The organism is Paracoccus zhouxuedongae, assembly GCF_041927815.1.
Lineage (GTDB): Bacteria > Pseudomonadota > Alphaproteobacteria > Rhodobacterales > Rhodobacteraceae > Paracoccus.
The window spans coordinates 47,858-65,193 of record NZ_JBHFHM010000007.1 but is presented as its reverse complement, the minus strand read 5'-3'; the positions used below and the strand labels follow the sequence as shown (position 1 = coordinate 65,193).

General features: G+C 67.8%; 15 protein-coding genes. 5 read left to right on the top strand and 10 right to left on the bottom strand.

What is annotated here, in order from left to right; all coding sequences use genetic code 11:
* Positions 1-55 precede the first annotated feature (55 nt).
* Positions 56-241: a hypothetical protein gene (locus tag ACEYYA_RS09865; protein ID WP_374800131.1), complete on the top strand. Its 186-nt coding sequence runs from the start codon at positions 56-58 to the stop codon at positions 239-241.
* Here ACEYYA_RS09865 and lipA read toward each other — a convergent pair.
* Positions 238-1,245 (bottom strand): lipoyl synthase, encoded by a 1,008-nt coding sequence (gene lipA / locus ACEYYA_RS09860; protein ID WP_374800129.1) that lies wholly within the window; start codon positions 1,243-1,245, stop codon positions 238-240. The genes ACEYYA_RS09865 and lipA overlap by 4 nt on opposite strands.
* Before the next feature lie 107 nt (positions 1,246-1,352).
* On the opposite strand from lipA, the gene ACEYYA_RS09855 reads away from it, so the two are divergent.
* Positions 1,353-2,042 (top strand): aquaporin, encoded by a 690-nt coding sequence (locus tag ACEYYA_RS09855; RefSeq protein WP_374800127.1) that lies wholly within the window; start codon positions 1,353-1,355, stop codon positions 2,040-2,042.
* Positions 2,043-2,102: 60 nt separating this feature from the next.
* Here the strand turns inward: ACEYYA_RS09855 and ACEYYA_RS09850 are convergent, their stop codons facing one another.
* On the bottom strand, positions 2,103-3,398 hold the full coding sequence (locus ACEYYA_RS09850; RefSeq protein WP_374800125.1) for a DUF6456 domain-containing protein: 1,296 nt from the start codon (positions 3,396-3,398) through the stop codon (positions 2,103-2,105).
* Between the two features lie 268 nt (positions 3,399-3,666).
* On the opposite strand from ACEYYA_RS09850, the gene ACEYYA_RS09845 reads away from it, so the two are divergent.
* The gene (locus tag ACEYYA_RS09845) at positions 3,667-4,053 is read left to right on the top strand and encodes a DUF6477 family protein (protein WP_374800123.1); all 387 of its coding nucleotides are present in this window, start codon (positions 3,667-3,669) and stop codon (positions 4,051-4,053) included.
* Here ACEYYA_RS09845 and ACEYYA_RS09840 read toward each other — a convergent pair.
* The gene (locus tag ACEYYA_RS09840) at positions 4,033-5,631 is read right to left on the bottom strand and encodes a helicase HerA-like domain-containing protein (protein ID WP_374800121.1); all 1,599 of its coding nucleotides are present in this window, start codon (positions 5,629-5,631) and stop codon (positions 4,033-4,035) included. The two genes, ACEYYA_RS09845 and ACEYYA_RS09840, sit on opposite strands and share 21 nt — an antisense overlap.
* 499 nt (positions 5,632-6,130) lie before the next feature.
* Between ACEYYA_RS09840 and ACEYYA_RS09835 the strand changes: the two genes are divergently transcribed.
* Positions 6,131-7,027, top strand: a complete 897-nt coding sequence (locus ACEYYA_RS09835; RefSeq protein ID WP_374800119.1) for an invasion associated locus B family protein — start codon at positions 6,131-6,133, stop codon at positions 7,025-7,027.
* Between the two features lie 56 nt (positions 7,028-7,083).
* Here ACEYYA_RS09835 and ACEYYA_RS09830 read toward each other — a convergent pair whose 3' ends face one another.
* Genes ACEYYA_RS09830 through ACEYYA_RS09815 form a run of 4 tightly spaced genes read right to left on the bottom strand, consistent with a single transcriptional unit; the run spans position 7,084 to position 11,635 of the window.
* Entirely contained in the window at positions 7,084-8,466 is a 1,383-nt protein-coding gene (locus tag ACEYYA_RS09830) for a beta-ketoacyl-[acyl-carrier-protein] synthase family protein (protein WP_374800117.1), read from the bottom strand.
* Positions 8,467-8,470: 4 nt separating this feature from the next.
* A complete protein-coding gene (locus ACEYYA_RS09825) occupies positions 8,471-8,770 on the bottom strand; it encodes an acyl carrier protein (protein WP_374800115.1) in 300 nt (99 codons plus the stop codon).
* A gap of 18 nt (positions 8,771-8,788) precedes the next feature.
* The gene (gene lpxD, locus ACEYYA_RS09820; protein WP_374800113.1) at positions 8,789-9,913 is read right to left on the bottom strand and encodes a UDP-3-O-(3-hydroxymyristoyl)glucosamine N-acyltransferase; all 1,125 of its coding nucleotides are present in this window, start codon (positions 9,911-9,913) and stop codon (positions 8,789-8,791) included.
* 30 nt (positions 9,914-9,943) lie between these two features.
* Positions 9,944-11,635, bottom strand: coding sequence for a L,D-transpeptidase family protein (locus tag ACEYYA_RS09815; RefSeq protein WP_374800111.1), 1,692 nt, complete (start codon positions 11,633-11,635; stop codon positions 9,944-9,946).
* 328 nt (positions 11,636-11,963) lie between these two features.
* On the opposite strand from ACEYYA_RS09815, the gene ACEYYA_RS09810 reads away from it, so the two are divergent.
* Positions 11,964-12,524 (top strand): YcbK family protein, encoded by a 561-nt coding sequence (locus ACEYYA_RS09810; RefSeq protein WP_374800109.1) that lies wholly within the window; start codon positions 11,964-11,966, stop codon positions 12,522-12,524.
* A gap of 62 nt (positions 12,525-12,586) precedes the next feature.
* Here the strand turns inward: ACEYYA_RS09810 and ACEYYA_RS09805 are convergent, their stop codons facing one another.
* From ACEYYA_RS09805 to ACEYYA_RS09795, 3 genes are read right to left on the bottom strand one after another with little or no spacing between them, the layout of a single operon-like run.
* Positions 12,587-13,690 (bottom strand): CaiB/BaiF CoA transferase family protein, encoded by a 1,104-nt coding sequence (locus ACEYYA_RS09805; protein WP_374800107.1) that lies wholly within the window; start codon positions 13,688-13,690, stop codon positions 12,587-12,589.
* A gap of 9 nt (positions 13,691-13,699) precedes the next feature.
* On the bottom strand, positions 13,700-15,448 hold the full coding sequence (locus ACEYYA_RS09800; RefSeq protein WP_374800105.1) for a methyltransferase domain-containing protein: 1,749 nt from the start codon (positions 15,446-15,448) through the stop codon (positions 13,700-13,702).
* Between the two features lie 15 nt (positions 15,449-15,463).
* Entirely contained in the window at positions 15,464-17,275 is a 1,812-nt protein-coding gene (locus ACEYYA_RS09795; RefSeq protein WP_374800103.1) for an ABC-F family ATP-binding cassette domain-containing protein, read from the bottom strand.
* Positions 17,276-17,336: the final 61 nt, after the last annotated feature.

Here is a 17,336-nt window from a genome sequence, read left to right as displayed (position 1 = left end):
AGTTTCCGCTAAGGGGGCAAAGATCAAGGGTGAACTGCGCGGAAAGGTGCGTCAGATGGACATGCGGTGGCTGCTGCGGATGGCGCAATGGGCGCGCAATCCGCCTTCGGCGCGGATGGTGGCCCTGGTGTTCGCGGTGATCGCCATCGGCCTGGCGCTGGTCGGGCTGGAAAAGGCGGGGCTGTGGCCGGACTGGGCGGTGATGCAGGGGGCGCCGCGCGGATCGCTGGCGCGGCCCTAGTTCTGCGCCAGCTTCGCCTGACGCGCGGCGCGCAACCGGGCGAAATCATCCCCCGCGTGATAGGACGACCGCGTCAGCGGCGTCGCCGAAACCATCAGGAAGCCCTTGCCGAACGCCGATTTTTCGTAGCTTGCGAACTCATCCGGCGTGACGAAGCGGTCGACCCGGTGGTGTTTGGGGGTCGGTTGCAGATACTGTCCGATGGTCAGAAAGTCGATCTCGGCCGCGCGCATGTCGTCCATCACCTGCAAGACCGACTGGCGATCCTCGCCCAGGCCAACCATGATGCCGGATTTGGTAAAGATCGCCGGGTCGAGCTCTTTCACCCGTTGCAGCAGGCGCAGGCTGTGGAAATAGCGCGCGCCGGGCCGCACGGTCGGGTAAAGGCCGGGCACGGTTTCAAGGTTGTGGTTGAACACATCGGGGCGCGCGGCGACCACGGTTTCCAGCGCCTGCGCGCTGCATTTCAGGAAATCGGGGGTCAGCACCTCGATGGTCGAGCCGGGGCTGCGGTGACGGATGGCGCGGATCGTCTGGGCGAAATGTTCCGCCCCGCCATCGGCCAGATCGTCGCGGTCGACCGAGGTGATGACGACATGTTTCAGCCCCAGTTGCTGCACCGCATGGGCGACGCGACCGGGCTCAAAGGCGTCCAGCGCGTCGGGCTTGCCGGTGATGACATTGCAGAACGAACAGCCGCGGGTGCAGATCTCGCCCATGATCATCATCGTGGCATGGCCCTGCGACCAGCATTCGCCCACGTTCGGGCAGCCGGCCTCTTCGCAGACGGTGGACAGGTTGCCCTTGCGCAGGATGTCGCGGGTGTCCTTGTAGCCCTGCGAGGTGGGCGCCTTGACCCGGATCCACGCCGGTTTCTTGGGCTGCTCCTGATCGGGGCGATGGGCCTTTTCGGGGTGGCGCAGGCGCGGCGGCTGGACGGCGTTCAGATCGGGGCCGCCGTTATGGCCGATGGCTGCCGCATCCACATCACGGTTCGTTGCCATTGCAGTTTCCCCCATCCGGTTCGCCTGTCTTTCAGATAGTCTGTGTTCGGTCCGGGCGCAATCGCGCAGCGGAAAACACGGGGGACGCCCCCCAAGCGGAGAGCAAGATGAGCAAAAAAGCCATCGCCGAGATGATCGGCACATTCATTCTGGTGTTCTTTGGTGTCGGTTCCGCGGTTCTGATGGGACAGCAGATCGGGTTTCACGGCATCGCCATGGCCTTTGGCCTGTCGATTGTCGCGGCGGCCTACGGTCTGGGCGCGATTTCGGGCGCGCAACTGAACCCGGCGGTCAGCCTGGGTTTCCTGGTGTCGGGCCGCATGACGGTCAGCGACTTCATCACCTATGTGATCGCCCAGATCATCGGCGCCATCGCGGCGGCCTTCGTGATCTATCTGATCGCCTCGGGCAAGGCGGGCTATACGCTGGCCGGAAACGGGCTGGGCCAGAACGGGTTCGGCGCGGGCTATAACGGCGAATACAGCCTGACGGCCGCCCTGGTGTTCGAGTTCGTGGCGACGCTCTTGTTCGTCACCGTGATCCTGGGCGCGACCCAGACCGATGCGCCCGCGGGCTTTGCCGGTCTGGCCATCGGCCTGACGCTGGCGGGCATCCATCTGGTCGGCATCAACGTGACCGGCGTGTCGGTGAACCCGGCGCGGTCGATCGGCCCGGCAGTGTTCGTGGGCGGCAAGGCCCTGGCCGATCTGTGGGTGTTCATCGCGGCACCGCTGGCCGGGGGCGCCCTGGCTGGCCTGCTGCACGGGATGGGGATCACCCGCTCGGCGCATCGCTGATCGCGCCTGAAGCAAAGGAACGGGCCGCCCAAGGGCGGCCCGTTTGGCATTCTGCGGGCGTCAGCCGATCATCGGGCTGGCCGCGCCATAGGTGTCGGCGTAATGACGCTTCAGCCGCAGCAGCGCGATGCGCAGCACGATCTTGCCTGACCGCGCCGACCAACCCAGGCGCTGCTCGGCGGTCTCGACCCCTTCCAGAAAGCAGCAGACCCGCAGCACCATGTCGCCAAGGCCGGGGCCCAGATCGCGCAGCGCCGCCGCCACCCGGTCGCGCGCCCGCTCGCCACTGGTGCCGCCGCCACCGGCCTGGGAAAACTGGCCGCGATCACCGCCGCCGGTCAGGAAGCGTTCCCAGTTCTGCGCCACGCGCGGCCCCATCTGCGCCAGTTCAAAATCCTCGCGCAGGCGTTCACCCGCGGCCACCAGATCATCGGTCAGAAACAGCGTGCCATCGCGGTCGCGCCGCCGCGCCATGGCAGTCAGCGGGCTTTCGGCAAGGTTGACGCGCATCCGGCGGCGGCGACCGTCCTGCGGATCGGCCAGCACCCGGTCGCCCCAGATCTTGTGCGCCGCCCCCGCCGCAGGCCCGGCATGGGGGGCGTCGTATTGCGCGGCGGGTTCGGCCATGCCGTCGGGCGCGGCATTCGGGGGGCAGACCGGATCGGCGGGGCCGAAATCGCCCGCGCGCGGCAGGCAACCGGGCTGGCGGGCATCGGCCTCCTCGATCAGCGCGCGCAGATGCTGGCGTCCCGCGGCGGTCAGCCGATAACGCGCGATGCGGGTGGGGCGCGCGCCGCCCTCGGCATCAGCCAGCGGCTGCGCGGCGATCCAGTCGTTCAGCGCGAAGGCCTCGGCCAGGTGGCGATCCAGAATCGCGGTGCGCACCGATCCGCGCATCACCACGCCCTTGTCCATGCCCTCGGCAATGGCCAGGCAGGCATTGGGTTCGGCCAGACGGCGCAGGATGCGCCGGGTTTCGTCTTCGGCACGCAGCGAGGTGGCAGTGGCATTGCGCAGGGGGGCGGTCATGGCGGTGTCCTTGGGCTGATGGGCAGAAACGGGGGCGGCAGGGTGGCGGGTGGTGCTGGCCAGCCGCGACAGCGCGGCGTCGATCAGCGGGTCTTCGCGGCGGATCTCGGTTCGGCGGACGCGGCGCAGGATGGTCGAGGGATGGCAGCCCAGCGACCGGGCCAGTTCACGCAACGGCACGCCGCCTTCGACATGCGCCAGATACAGCCGCGCATCATCAGGCAAGGCCGCCAGCGCGGGTTCGGCGGCAAGAGTGGCGGGCCAGGGCACGGCGCGGGCGGGGCTGGACGCCACGGCGGCGGCCCGGCACGGATCGCAGGTGGTCATGGTTTGACTGGTCCTCTGTGTGTCACGAAACGGCGCCAACGTGGCGCTCTGGCTTAACCTTCGATTCAGCCGCGTTACCCGTTGGTTAACGACGCCGTTCCGAAGGCCCGTGCCGCCGAGAATTGTTGACAAAGTGATAAGGAAACCTCTGCCGACCGCGCGCTGATGGGCAATTTTGCGCAACGCCCGGTTGTGCGGGGTCAAGATGAACACATCCTTAACGCGGGCCCTCAGGTGATTCCCGGCCCCCCGTCAGAAAGACAGACCCATGCGCCACGCTGCCGTCCGTGACTTCCAATCCGCCACCATCGTCGCTTTTCCCGCCCCCGCACCCAAGGCGGATGTCGCCGCGGGTCTGGTGGCCGAGCTGATGGCGCTGCGCAGGCCGCGCAAGCTGATCGGTGCGGCGCGTCTGGGAATGGCCTATTACGACCGCCGCCGGGTGCTGGCGCGGCTGACCGGCCTGCCCGCCCTGCCCGGCCCGGTGCTGGCGCTGACGCGCCTGCTGGCGGCGGAGGCCGCCATTGAAACGGCCCGCCGCGAGGGGCGGGCCGATTACGATCTGCGCCGTCATCTGGAACTGCTGATCGCGGCCCTGTCCGAGGGCCGGGCGATCGCCTTGGCCGGTGGCATCCTAGCGGGCGCGGAAGATTGACCCCAGAATGCCGCGCACCATCGCCTGCCCGGCGCGGGTGCCCAACTGCCGCGCCATGCTTTTGCCGAAGGCGGTCAGCAGCGTGTCGTTGCGCGACGCGCCGCCGGTGCTGCGCGACCGGGTGGTGGCGCGGCCGATCTCGGGGTTCAGGCCGGCATCATAGCGGCGGGCCTTGTTGAACTCTTTCTCGGCGGCCTCGCGGCTGGCGGCGGCTTCGGCCTCGGCGGCGGCTTTGTCGGCGCGGGCGGTCAGGATTTCATGGGCGGATTCGCGATCCACCGCCCAGTCGTATTTCGCCCCAAGGGGCGAGCGCGCGATCACCGACTTTCGTTCATCGGGCGTGATCGGCCCCATCCGCGACAGGGGCGGGCGGATCAGCGTGCGCTGCGCCATGCCGGGAATGCCCTTCGCCTCAAGGAATGAGGTCACGGCCTCGCCGGTGCCGACCTCGCGGATCGCATCGGCAATGTCGAATGCCGGGTTCAGGCGATAGTTTTCCGCCGCCTGTTGCAGCGCCTTCTGATCCTTTGCGGTAAAGGCGCGCAGCGCGTGCTGGACGCGGTTGCCAAGCTGGCCCAGGATCACCTCGGGGACGTCGGCGGGGTTCTGGGTGACGAAATAGACCCCGACGCCCTTGGACCGGATCAGCCGCGCCACCTGTTCCACCTTGTCGATCAGCGATTTCGGCGCGTCCGAAAACAGCAGATGCGCCTCGTCAAAGAAGAACACGAACTTCGGCTTGTCGGGATCGCCAACCTCGGGCAGGCGCTCGAACAGTTCGGACAAGAGCCACAGAAGGAAGGTCGCATAAAGCCGCGGCGCGTTCATCAGCCGATCGGCGGCCAGCACGTTGATACGGCCCCGGCCATCGGCATCGGTCAGCATCATGTCGTCCAGATCCAGCGCCGGTTCACCGAAAAACGCCGTCGCGCCCTGGTTCTCCATCACCAGCAACTGCCGCTGGATCGCGCCCACCGAGGCGGCGGTGATATTGCCATAGCGCAGGCCGATCTCTTTGGCGTTTTCGCCGCACCAGACCAGCATGGACTGCAGATCCTTCAGATCCAGCAGCGCCAGCCCCTGTTCGTCGGCAATGCGGAAGGCGATGTTCAGAATGCCTTCCTGCGCATCCGACAGGCCCATCAGCCGCGACAGAAGCAGCGGCCCCATCTCGGCCACGGTGGCGCGCACGGGATGGCCCTGTTCGCCGTAAAGATCCCAGAAGGTCACCGGGAAGGCCTGATAATCCAGCGGCGCGCCGATCTGGGCGGCGCGTTTGACAAAGGCGTCATGCGCCTTGTGGGCCGGATCGCCGGGCATCGACATGCCGGCCAGATCGCCCTTCACATCCGACATGAACACCGGCACGCCCGCCTGCGACAGCGATTCGGCCAGGGTTTGCAGGGTCACCGTCTTGCCGGTGCCGGTCGCGCCCGCGATCAGCCCGTGGCGGTTGGCGTATTTCAGCAAAAGATGCTGCGGCACCGCATGGCCGTCGCCGCCACCGCCGACAAAGATCACGCCATCGGCCACCAACGCGTTGACGGCGCCGGTCTGGGGTTGGGTTTCGCTGGTCATCGGGCCTCCGTCCGGCTGTTGGCTGCGATCCGGCCCGCGACGGGCGGGCACTGCACGGCGTGACAATACAATGTTAATTCCTCTGTGCCAGAGTGGATCTTGTCGGGGCCGGGTCTGAACCTGACGGCTTCCTCCCTGTCACTGGCCGCGGCTTTTGCCGCGGCCTTTTTCATGCGGCATCCATGTCATGCGGACCTGTCAAAATGCCGTATCAACGCATCAGAATGCAGCGTTTCCGTTGTTGACCTGCGCAGGACGCAGCGGTAGCGTCCGGCACAATGAAGTCGGCCCGTCCGACAGGGGGTAAATGGAAAAGGGTCCGCGTGCGGACCCTTTTTCATATCAGGCGCGTGGCAAACTTCGTTCTGCGCCAGCGGCTTGGCTGCCGACACCTCACCAAAGCGTCAGGCGGGACGGGCGCGAAATCGGCGCTTGGCGGCTGACAGAGGCTGGCCAAGGTGCTAAACCCCGCCAGAAGTCTGTTGATAGGAAACGAGACATGAAGGCATATCTGACCAAATCGCTGATGGTTGCGGCCTCGCTGACCCTGGCGGGCGCGGCTTTCGCGCAAACCACCACCGCCCCCGCCGTTGGGCCGGACGGCAAGCCGGTCGTCATCGTGCCGCCCGCCGGCATGTCGGGGATGACCGGCATGGATGGCATGTCGGGCATGACCGGGATGGCGGGCACCACCGCCCCGCAGGGTATGGCTGGCATGGACGGCATGTCGGGGATGTCAGGCATGGCCGCGACCACCGAACAGCAGGGCATGACCGGGATGGACGGCATGTCGGGAATGACCGGCATGGCCGACACGACCGGCACGGCTACCACCACCGAACAGCAGGGCATGGACGGGATGTCCGGGATGCAGGGCATGGAGGGCATGGCCGCCACCGAGGCGCCCGCCGCCCCCGCCGATGGCGTCGGCACCAGCTATGTCAAGGAAACCCATGGCGACTGGACGCTGCGCTGCATGAAGACCGCCGACGGCAAGGATCCGTGCGAGCTGTATCAGCTGCTGAAGGACAAGGACGGCAATTCGGTCGCTGAAATCAGCGTTCTGGCGCTGCCCAAGGGCGGTCAGGCGGTTGCCGGTGCCACCGTGGTGACGCCGCTGGAAACCTCGCTTCTGGAACAGATCGCGATCAAGGTCGACAGCAACCAGCAGCGCCTTTACCCCTTCGCCTTCTGCACCGTGACCGGCTGCGTGTCGCGCATCGGCTTTACCGACGCCGAACTGAACCAGCTCAAGCGCGGCAATGCCGCCACTGTCGCGGTCGCCCCGATCGGCGCGCCGAACGGCGAAAAGGTCGAACTGAAAATGTCGCTGGCCGGTTTCACCGCCGGTTACGACGCCGTGACCAAGGCCAATGAGGGCCTGCAACTGAACTGATCCGGCATGCCGGAACACAAACGCCGCCCCCTCCGGGGCGGCGTTTTGCATGGGCGCTAAACGCGGCGCAGCGCGATCACCGCGTTCAGGCCGCCAAAGGCAAAGGCATTGGACAGCACCACATCGACCTGCGCCTGACGGGCGACATTCGGCACCACGTCCAGCGCGCATTCGGGGTCGGGTTCGTCATAATTGATCGTCGGCGCGATCACACCATCACGCAGGGCCATCAAGCAGGCCAACAGCTCGACCGCGCCGGTCCCGCCGATCAGGTGGCCGTGCATCGACTTGGTAGACGAAATCATCAGCCGGTCGGCGTGATGACCGAACACCCGCGCCACGGCCGCGCATTCGGTGCGGTCGTTGGCCGCCGTGCCGGTGCCATGGGCGTTGACATAACCCACATCCTCGGGGTTCAGGCCCGCGTCGCGCAACGCCCCCGCGATCGCGCGCTCCGCCCCCTGGGCCGAGGGCATAACGATATCGCCCGCATCCGATGACATGGCAAAGCCCACCACTTCGGCCAGGATATCGGCACCGCGCGCCACGGCGTGATCGTAATCCTCGAACACGAAGACCCCCGCGCCCTCGCCCTGAACCATGCCGTTGCGATTGGCGCTGAACGGTCGGCAGGCGTCCTTGGACATGACGCGCAGCCCCTCCCATGCCTTGACGCCGCCGAAGCACAGCATCGATTCCGCGCCGCCCGTCAGCATCACCCGCGCCGCCCCCGACCGGATCATCTGGAAGGCCAGCCCCATCGCGTGATTGGAACTGGCGCAGGCGGTGGCCACGGTGAAGGACGGGCCCATCAGCCCGAACTCCATGCTGACGTGGCTTGCGGCGGCATTGTTCATCAGCTTCGGCACGACAAAGGGGTGAACGCGATTCTTCCCCTCCTCGTAAACGGTGCGATAGTTTTCATCCCAGGTGTTGACCCCGCCCCCGGCGGTCCCCAGCACGACACCCGAGACAAGGCCAAGATCGGTGCCGAACTCAAGGCCCGATTGCGCCACCGCCTGCCGTGCGGCCAGCAGGGTGAACTGGGTGAACTTGTCGAACAGGGTGATCTGCTGGCGGTTGAAATGCGCCTCGGGATCCCAGCCACGCACCTGCGCGCCGATGCGGATCGCCAGCCGGGCCACATCGCGGAAATCCAGCTCGCCAATGCCGCAGCGACCATTGGCAAGGGCGTCAAAGGTGCTGGCGACATCCTGGCCAAGGGCGTTGACCGTCCCCGCCCCGGTGATCGCCACCCGGCGCGGGCCGGTGGTGGCAGGCCAGGGCAAGGCGCGCGACAGCACCGCCTTGGCCAGCCCGGCACCGGCGCTGGCAACCGTGCCCGCGACTGACCCCGCTGCCCCGGCAACCTTGCGGATCTTGCCCTTTTTCGCCGCTTTGCCGCGCTTTTCGGCCTTGTCCTGATCCTTCTTGCCCATCGGATCAGCCCTGCGCGGGGCTGTGACCCGATTTTTGCGCGGCGACCAATCCCTGCACCGCCGCGATGATCGCGCCGACCGAGGAAATGTCGAAATCGGATTTTTCCGGCTCGTTGGCGTTGAACGGCACTGAAATGTCGAAGGCTTCCTCGATCGCGAAGATCGCCTCGACCAGGCCCAGGCTGTCGATGCCCAGATCGGCGGGGGTCATGTCGGCGCTGACCTGATCGGGGTCCAGCATGGCATGTTCGGCGATGATGGCGATGGTGCGGTCGGCAATCGCGTCGGGGGTGGTCTGGGTCATGATGTCATCCCTGTGGTCTCAGCTTCGTTCCTGCATCAGTTTCATGACGTTTTCACGAAGCCGCGCCAGTTCCTCGCCCCAGCGTGGCAGGCGGCGCAGCGCCTTGTTGATCTCGACCTGGGTTTCCATCCTGACGGCGGGATTGCCAAGGATGACGCGGCCCGCAGGCACGCGGGTAAAGATCTTGGTCGCCCCGCCCGCGATCACGTCATCACCGATGGCGATATTGTCGCTGACGCCGCATTGCCCGGCCAGCACCACACGGTTGCCGATCTGCGATGATCCGGCGACGCCGACCTGGCCGCAGATCAGGCAATCCTCGCCCACGGTGACGTTGTGGCCCAGATGGACAAGGTTATCCAGCTTGGTGCCGCGCCCGATGCGGGTGGCGCGGATCGTGCCGCGGTCGATGGTGGCACCCGCGCCGATTTCCACATCGTCGCCGATCTCGACCCCGCCAAGGCTGTGAATGCGGGTCAGCGCCTGTTCGACGATGGCGTCGCGCTGTCCCAAGGTCTCGCGGATCTGTTCCACGCCGGACTTTTCGGGGGTGACAAAGCTGAAACCGTCGCCGCCGATCACGGCATTGGGCTGGGCGATGAAACGGTGGCCGATCACCACCCGGTGCAGGATGCGCGCGCCGGTCAGGATCAGCGCGTCATCACCGATCTGCGCCCCCTCGCTGATGCTGACATGGCTGGCGATGCGGGCGCGCGCGCCGATGCGGGCGCCGCGACCGATCACCACGAAGGGGCCGATGGCGGCACCCGCGCCGATCTCGGCCTCGGGATCGATGACGGCGGTCGGGTGGATACCGGGCGCGATCTCGGGGCCGGGGTCAAAGGCGCGGGTCAGCCCTGCCATGGCCAGGCGCGGGCGCGCGACAAAGACCGCCGCCGCCAGCCCCATCCCTTGCCAGTCGGCCCCGGGCCACAGCAGCGCGACCCGCGCCTGCCCCTTGGCCAGCCCCTCGGCATATGCGGGCGACATGGCCAGGGCGATCTGGTCAGCGCGCGCCTGCCCCGGCTCGGCCCCGCCGGTCACGCGGATCGACAGATCGCCCGCGGCTTCGGCACCAAGCGCCTCGGCGATCTGCGCCACGGTCGCGGCAAAGGGGCCCTTGGGGTCGGAACGGCCGGTCATCGTCACCTCCTGATCTGTCATCGGGACGATCTAATCATCGCCCCCCGCGAACGCCACCCCGATGCGGGCAAGAGCCGCCGCCAGCCGCGCGTCGCGGCCATAGACATCGGCGCGCCAGCGGATGCGCGCCCCATCGTCGGGCCAGGCGGTGAAATAGACCAGGTGGATCGGCACCGGCGGGTTCAGCCGGATCACCCGTTCCTGCCCGCTGCCCAGTTGCGACCGGAACAGGCCGCGCGGATCGTCGGTTTGCGGGTCCAGCAGCACCTTGGCCAGATCGAACGGCTCGCCCACCCGCACACAGCCATGCGAGAACGCCCGTACCTCGCGCCCGAACAGGGATTTCGACGGCGTATCATGCAGATAGATGTTATACTTGTTGGGGAACATGAACTTGACGACGCCCAGGGCATTGCGTTCCGCCGGCGGTTGGCGCAGCCGATAGGGGAAGGTCTTGTCAGTATAGGCGGCAAAGTTCACGCGGTCGCGCGGCACCACCCGGCCCCGGCTGTCGACCACCTCCAGATGGCTGACAGCCGCCGGATTGGCGCGCAGGCGCGGAAGGTATTCGCGCACGGTGATGGATCGCGGCACGTTCCAGGACGGGTTGACCACCATGTGATCCATCAGATGCGAGAATTCGGGCGTGCGATGTTCGGGCACGTCCTCGCCCACCACGGTCACGCTTTCAAAGGTCAGCCCGGCATCGTCGTAAAGTCGCACGGTGAAATCGGGGATGTTCACCCACAGATAACGGCCCTGCCGCTGGATGCCATTCATCCAGCGCAGCCGCTCAAGCGCGACGATGGTGGCGCGCAGGCGGGTTGAGAGCGGGCGGTTCAGCCGGTCGATCAGGCCCTGGCTGATCTGGCCGGTGGCGGCCATGCCGCTGTCGGTCTGAAAGGCAGTGATGGCGGCGGTCAGCGCCTCGTCCAGCACCGGCTGGCGCGCGGGCGGCAGATAGCCAAGCGCCGCCAGCCGGTCGTGCAGCGCGGTGACGGTGGCACCGCCCTGCCCCGGCTGCGCCGTGCCGCGCGGCACTTTCGGCGGCTCACCTTGGACAAGCGCGCCTTCAAGCCGCAGCTTTTCGGCCAGCAGCACGGCATAGGCGGGATCGGCGGGGATCAGGCTGCGAAAGAACGACTGCGGGCTGTCAGCCGCTTGCAGCGCGGCCAGCAGCGCCGCCGGATCGGGCCGGGTGATGTCGCGCACGATGCCACCATCGACCTTTGCCGGGTCAAGCTGACCGCTGGACAGATCACGCGCATAAGACAGAAAGGCCGCCATCAGCGCGACCTCGGCCCCGGCCTGATCGGCCCCCGCGATCCGATCGCGCAGCGCCGCCGGGTCGTGGCGCAGCGGCGACAGGCCCTGGGCGGCGGCCCCCGCCATCGCCTCGGTCAGCGCGGCGCGCAGGGGGGCGGCATTGGGCAGGGTCCAGAACGGCTGCCAGCCGCGCGTGGCATAGGCGGCGCGCAGATCGGCGGCCAAAGCAGTGTCATCGACGGCGGTGCTGGCTTCGATCAGCGCCAGCCGCGTGGGGTCGGCCAGTTCGGCAATGTCCAGCCGCAAACGGGGTGAGAACGCCACGGCGGCGGTGTCGGCAGCGACCTGACCAAAGCCCAGAGGCTCGGCCCGCAGCGGCTGGGTCAGGCACAGCGCGATCAGAATCGCCTGGCCGGACCGGCCCAATGTCCGTGCCCGAAACGCCCCCAATGCCATGCCGATGCCCCCCTTATTGCCGTCCGTTCATCTTGCGCAGACCCCGCCACAGGGTCCAGAGCGGCCCGGCGCCCGCCACGCGATTGTGACAGATGCGCACCAGACCGCTGTGACATCGCGGCATCGCGGCAACAATTTGTCCGCCTTGGCGGTAATCTGGATCGGATTTCAGCAAAATCCCGCCGATCTTCACAGCCGCGCGAGGCAGCCGTGCGCTTCGGCGTTGGAACAAGGGGGCAAACGTGGCATAGATTTCCCCGTCGGACCAACGCAGCCCGGCGCAAAGGGTTCCAGACCCGATGGCAAAAAGCAGGACAGGCAACAGATCATGACGACTTCTTCCCTTTCGCGGCGCGGTCTGATGGGCATCTTCGCGGCGACCATGGTCGCGGCGGCCCCCACGGCGACCAACGCCTTTGGCATCCTGCGCGGCGCAGGCGACATCCGCCGCATCCGCATGTATTCGGGCCGCACTGGCGAAAGCATCGACACGATCTATTGGATCGACGGCAAATACGTCAAGGAAGCCCTGAACGAGATCAATTACTTCATGCGCGACTGGCGCAACAATCAGGTCAAGGGCATCGACCCGCGCACCGTCGACATCGCCGCCGCCTCGCACCGGCTGATGGGCACCAACGAACCCTATATGATGCTGTCGGGCTACCGCTCGCCGCAGACCAATTCGATGCTGCGCTCGCAGATGCGCGGCGTGGCGCGCAACTCGCTGCATATCCGTGGCCAGGCGGCTGACCTGCGGCTGAAGTCGCGCTCGGTCAACCAGATCTATCGCGCGGCGGCCTCGTGCAATGCGGGTGGCGTCGGCAAATATTCCGGGTCGAACTTCGTTCACATGGATTGCGGCCCGATCCGCCACTGGGGCGGCTAAGGCCCCCAAAGGATCCGTCGAAAAGGGCACCCTTCGGGGTGCCTTTTTTTATCGTGCCTTTTTCAGCGTCGCGGCCAGCGGGATTGCGCCTCGGACAGGGTCAGCCGCGCCTCGGGGCGGCCCGCGCCGATCGCGCCGGGTGTGGCCGACAGCCGCGGCGCGGGGGCGGGCTGGGTCAGGCCGTCATGGGTGACAAAGGTGGCGCGGGCGCGGTTATGGGGATGCAGCGGCGCCTCGGCCAGCGTCAGGACGGGGGCCACGCAGGCATCGGTGGACGCGAAAATCGCGTCCCAGTCGTCGCGCGTCCGGGTGGCAAAGCGGGCGGCCAGAATGTCGCGCAGCGCGGGCCAGTTGGCGGGATCGGCGCGGTCGGGCAGGCCCGCCGGGTCAAGCCCAAGCCCCGCCAGCAGCGCGGCCCAGAAGGCCGGCTCGATGGCCCCGACCGCGACATGGCCACCACAGGCGCAGGCATAGGTCGTATACCAGGGCGCGGCCCCGTCCAGCGCATTGGCCATGCGCCGGTCGGTCCAGGCGCCTTGCCCGGCCATGCCAAAGATCATCGCCCCCAGATGCGCCACCCCGTCGCAGATCGCGGCATCCACCACCTGTCCCTGCCCGGTGGCGCGCGCGTGGATCAGTGCCGCCAGCATCCCCACCACCAGATACATCGCGCCGCCGCCAAAATCGCCCAGCAGATTGGCGGGCGGCAGCGGCTGGTCAGCAGGCCCGGCCAGATGCAGCGCGCCGGTGATCGCCAGATAGGTGATGTCATGGCCCGCGCGCGCGGCCAGCGGCCCGGACTGGCCCCAGCCCGTCATCCGCCCGTAGACAAGCGCCGGATGGTCGGGAAAATCGCCGGGACCAAGGCCCAGCCGTTCGGTCACGCCGGGGCGCATCCCCTCGATCAGCGCATCGGCGCGGGCGATCAGATCGCGGGCGGCGGCCAGGCCATCAGGGGATTTCAGATCCAGCGCGATCGTGTCGCGGCCCCGGTCCAGCACGTCACGCGCAAGGCCCAGCACATGCCCGCCATCGCCGGGACCGGCGCCGGGGCGCGCGATGCGAATCACATCGGCCCCCAGATCGGCCAGCAGCATCGCGGCAAAGGGCGTGGGGCCAAGACCCGCGATTTCGACGATGCGCAGCCCCTGCAACGGTCCGGCCATGTGATCCCCCTAATCCTGCGCCGCAAGCCGCGCCATCGCCGCCCGCAGCCCGTCCGATCGCTCAAGCGCCTGTGCTGTCAGCTCGGCCTGGCGCGTGTGAAGATCGCGCAGCCAGGCCTCGTCCGCGGCGATGTCGTGGCACAGCATCCGCCCCGCGCCGCCATCCAGCCCCGCGACATAGGCCCGCGCCCGCTCGGCCAACTGCCGCCGCCGGCGCGGGCGGCGCAGCAGCCGTTCCAGCGCCGGTGCCCAGTCATCCATCCCGCGCGCGATGATGGCTGTCTCGCCGTCGCGCACCGTCGCGCCATAGACAAGCGGCGAGACGATCGCCGCCACCCCTTGCGCCGCGGCTTCGAGAAACTTCAGATCGCTTTTCGCCGCCTCGCCCGGCCCGCCCGCCAGCGGCATCAGCGCGATGTCGCAGCCCCCCAGGATCGACAGATAGCGGTCGTATCTGACCAGCGGATGCCAGGTCTTGCGATCGGTGGGCAGGGCGTCGTGAAAGGCGCGGTCGTGGACCACTACGAACTCGACCGTCGGGTGGGCGGCGATGACCGGGGCCAGCGACCGTGCCAAGGCAACCGAGACATTGGCCCGGTTCAGCGCCCCGAAGAACACCCGCACCGGCGCGCGCGGATCGGGCTTGCGGATCGGCGCCAGATCCAGCAGCGCATTCAGCCGCAGCCGCCGCTCAGGATGCAGCGCCGCCAGTTCCTCCATCAGCACCGGCGTCGACAGTTGCAGCGCATGAAAGGCGGGCAGCAGGCGGTCAAAGACGCGCCGGTCAAAGGTCGTCAGATTGGCGGCCATCAGATCGGGGCTGTCGTCGTGATCCAGCACGCAGACCCAGCCCGCCCGCATCGCGCGGGCCAGCAGATCCAGCATCTTTTCCGGCTCTCGCTGGTCGTAGCGCTGAAACACCACGGCGCGCGGCAGACTGCCGCCACCCTGCGCCGCCGTGTCACGGCTGCGGCTGTGAACGCGCACATTCGGCTGCGCCTGCAAGGCCTGAAGGGGCCGCGATCCACGCGCCGCCAGCAGCCGGGTATCGCGCGCCACGATGTCGACCATCATCGGCCTCTCGGCCTCGGCCCCCGCGCGCTGGGCGATGACGATGTATTGCAGCGCCTCGGCCCGGCGGGTGACCTCATCGGGCCTTAATCCCAGATCGCGCGCGAGATTGGACAGGGCGGGCAGCCAGCGGTCGCGCTCGGCCGTGTCCAGCGCGATGTTGCGCGGCGCCATCTTGCGCCAGATGAAGCCGGTTTCCTCCAGCACGCGCAGCAGCTTGGGCTGGGTCCAGAAGCTGCGATGGGTGCGGTCGAACAGGCCCTGATCGGCATCGGGCCAATCGCCCTTGATCAGTTGCGCGATGGCCGACCAATGCGCGATGTTGGGGACCGACAGCGCCAGCACGCCATAGGGCAGCAAAAGCCCATGCAGGCGGCGCAGCATCGCCACCGGGTCGGCCAGATGTTCCAGCGCGTCGCCCATCACGATCAGGTCGAACGGCCCGCCCAGATCGGCATCGCGGATCTGCTCGGCGTCGCCTTCGATCAGCCGGTCGAAATGGACGCGCGCGCGGGCGGCGGATGGGGGATGCGGCTCGATCCCGGTCAGATGCGCGACCGGGTTGCGCAACCGATAGCGCGCGGCCAAAGCCCCCTCGCCACAGCCGATTTCCAGCACGCGGCGCGCCGACAGGGGCAGGCGCATCAGCAGGTCGGGATTGGCATTGGCGTAGTAACCTTCGGACATGCCAGCCCCCTGCCCCTAGCCCTCGTCCCGCCCGGCCAGATCAAGCCATTCCTCTTCCGCGGCGGCAAGCGCGATCTGGCGTTCGGCCAGACCTTCGCTTGCCTTGGCGAACTTCGCGGGGGCGGTGGCGTAAAGATCGGGTTGCGCCAGAAACTCGGACAGCTTGTCGATCTCGGCGCCCAGGCGGTCGATGATGCCGGGCAAGGCCTCAAGCCGGTGGCGTTCGGTAAAGCTGAGACCGGGGGCCTTCGCGGCCTCTTTCGGCTTGGCGGCGGGGGCCGCAGGCTTGTCGGCGGGCTTTGGCGCGGGGTCGGTATCCGCCGGGCGCTGCGCCTGATAATCCGACCAGCCGCCGGGATAGACGGTGGCGCGGCCATCGCCCTCCATCGCGATGGTGATGGTGGCCACGCGGTCGATGAAATCGCGGTCGTGGCTGACCAGGATCACGGTGCCGTCGTAATCGGCGATCAGATCCTGCAACAGGTCCAGCGTTTCGACATCCAGATCGTTGGTCGGCTCATCGAGGATCAGCAGGTTCGAGTTCTGCGCCATGATCCGCGCCAGCAAAAGCCGCGCGCGTTCGCCCCCCGACAGGCTGCCGACAGGGGCGCGGGCCTGCGCCTCGTCGAACAGGAAGTCCTTCAGATAGCCGACGACATGCTTGGGCCGACCGCGCACCATCACCTGATCGGACGCGCCCGAAACCGCCATCGCCGGATCGCTGGTCAGCCCCTCCCACAGGGTCACGTTCGGGTCCAGCGTGGCGCGGGCCTGATCGAACACCGCCACCTCAAGATTGGTGCCAAGTGTGACGGTGCCGGCATCGGGTTCGATCTCGCCGGTCAGCATCTTCAGCACGGTGGTCTTGCCGACGCCATTGGGGCCGACAAAGGCCACCCGGTCGCCGCGCAGCACGCGCAGGTCAAAGGGCCGCAGGATGGTCTTGCCGCCAAAGGCCTTGGTCAGGCCCTGCGCCTCGATCACCCGCTTGCCGGACTGGGTGCCCGCCTCCAGCGCCATCGCGGCGCTGCCCTGACGTCGGATCTGGCCCGCGCGTTCGGCGCGCAGCGCAGCCAAAGCGCGCACCCGGCCCTGGTTGCGCTTGCGACGGGCGCTGATGCCCTCGACCGCCCATTTCGCTTCGGCCTTGATCTTGCGATCCAGCTTGTGCCGGGCCTCGTCCTCCTCGGCCCAGATGGTTTCGCGCCATTCCTCGAAATGCTCGAAGCCGCGATCCTGGCGGCGGACCTGGCCGCGATCGACCCACAGGGTCGCGCGCGTCAGATCGCGCAGCAGCGCGCGGTCGTGGCTGATCAGCACATAGGCGGTGCGGGTCTGGGCCAGCTCATCCTCCAGCCAGCGGATCGCCTGGATGTCCAGATGGTTGGTCGGCTCGTCCAAGAGCATCAGCTCGGGCGCCTCGGCCAAGAGCTTGGCCAAAGCGGCGCGGCGGCGTTCGCCGCCGGATGCCGTGGCGACCGGCGCGGCGGGGTCGAACTTCAGCCCTTCGGCCACCATGGCGACCCGGTAATGATCATCCGCTGCGAGGTTCGAGGACGCATAATCGCCCAGCGTGGCAAAGCCCGCCATGGTCGGTTCCTGCTCCATATAGCCCACGCGCACCCCGGTCGGCACCACGCGCGCGCCCCGGTCAGGCTCGACCAGACCCGCCATCACCTTCATCAGCGTCGATTTGCCCGACCCGTTGCGCCCGACAAGCGCCAGGCGGTCGCCCGGCTGGACAACCAGATCCAGCCCGTCAAAGACAGGATTGCCGCCAAAGGTCAGGGCGATGTCGGACAGTTGCAAAAGCGGTGCGCGGGCCATGCGCGCGGCCTAGCCGGGCTGTGCGCCACAGTCAATGCACGCGCGCCAGCCGCATCCCGCT

Coding starts and splice junctions, on each gene's coding strand:
- ACEYYA_RS09865 (WP_374800131.1), top strand. CDS start 56: ATGGACATGCGGTGGCTGCTGCGGATGGCGCAATGGGCGCGCAATCCG.
- lipA (WP_374800129.1), bottom strand. CDS start 1,245: ATGGCAACGAACCGTGATGTGGATGCGGCAGCCATCGGCCATAACGGC.
- ACEYYA_RS09855 (WP_374800127.1), top strand. CDS start 1,353: ATGAGCAAAAAAGCCATCGCCGAGATGATCGGCACATTCATTCTGGTG.
- ACEYYA_RS09850 (WP_374800125.1), bottom strand. CDS start 3,398: ATGACCACCTGCGATCCGTGCCGGGCCGCCGCCGTGGCGTCCAGCCCC.
- ACEYYA_RS09845 (WP_374800123.1), top strand. CDS start 3,667: ATGCGCCACGCTGCCGTCCGTGACTTCCAATCCGCCACCATCGTCGCT.
- ACEYYA_RS09840 (WP_374800121.1), bottom strand. CDS start 5,631: ATGACCAGCGAAACCCAACCCCAGACCGGCGCCGTCAACGCGTTGGTG.
- ACEYYA_RS09835 (WP_374800119.1), top strand. CDS start 6,131: ATGAAGGCATATCTGACCAAATCGCTGATGGTTGCGGCCTCGCTGACC.
- ACEYYA_RS09830 (WP_374800117.1), bottom strand. CDS start 8,466: ATGGGCAAGAAGGATCAGGACAAGGCCGAAAAGCGCGGCAAAGCGGCG.
- ACEYYA_RS09825 (WP_374800115.1), bottom strand. CDS start 8,770: ATGACCCAGACCACCCCCGACGCGATTGCCGACCGCACCATCGCCATC.
- lpxD (WP_374800113.1), bottom strand. CDS start 9,913: ATGACCGGCCGTTCCGACCCCAAGGGCCCCTTTGCCGCGACCGTGGCG.
- ACEYYA_RS09815 (WP_374800111.1), bottom strand. CDS start 11,635: ATGGCATTGGGGGCGTTTCGGGCACGGACATTGGGCCGGTCCGGCCAG.
- ACEYYA_RS09810 (WP_374800109.1), top strand. CDS start 11,964: ATGACGACTTCTTCCCTTTCGCGGCGCGGTCTGATGGGCATCTTCGCG.
- ACEYYA_RS09805 (WP_374800107.1), bottom strand. CDS start 13,690: ATGGCCGGACCGTTGCAGGGGCTGCGCATCGTCGAAATCGCGGGTCTT.
- ACEYYA_RS09800 (WP_374800105.1), bottom strand. CDS start 15,448: ATGTCCGAAGGTTACTACGCCAATGCCAATCCCGACCTGCTGATGCGC.
- ACEYYA_RS09795 (WP_374800103.1), bottom strand. CDS start 17,275: ATGGCCCGCGCACCGCTTTTGCAACTGTCCGACATCGCCCTGACCTTT.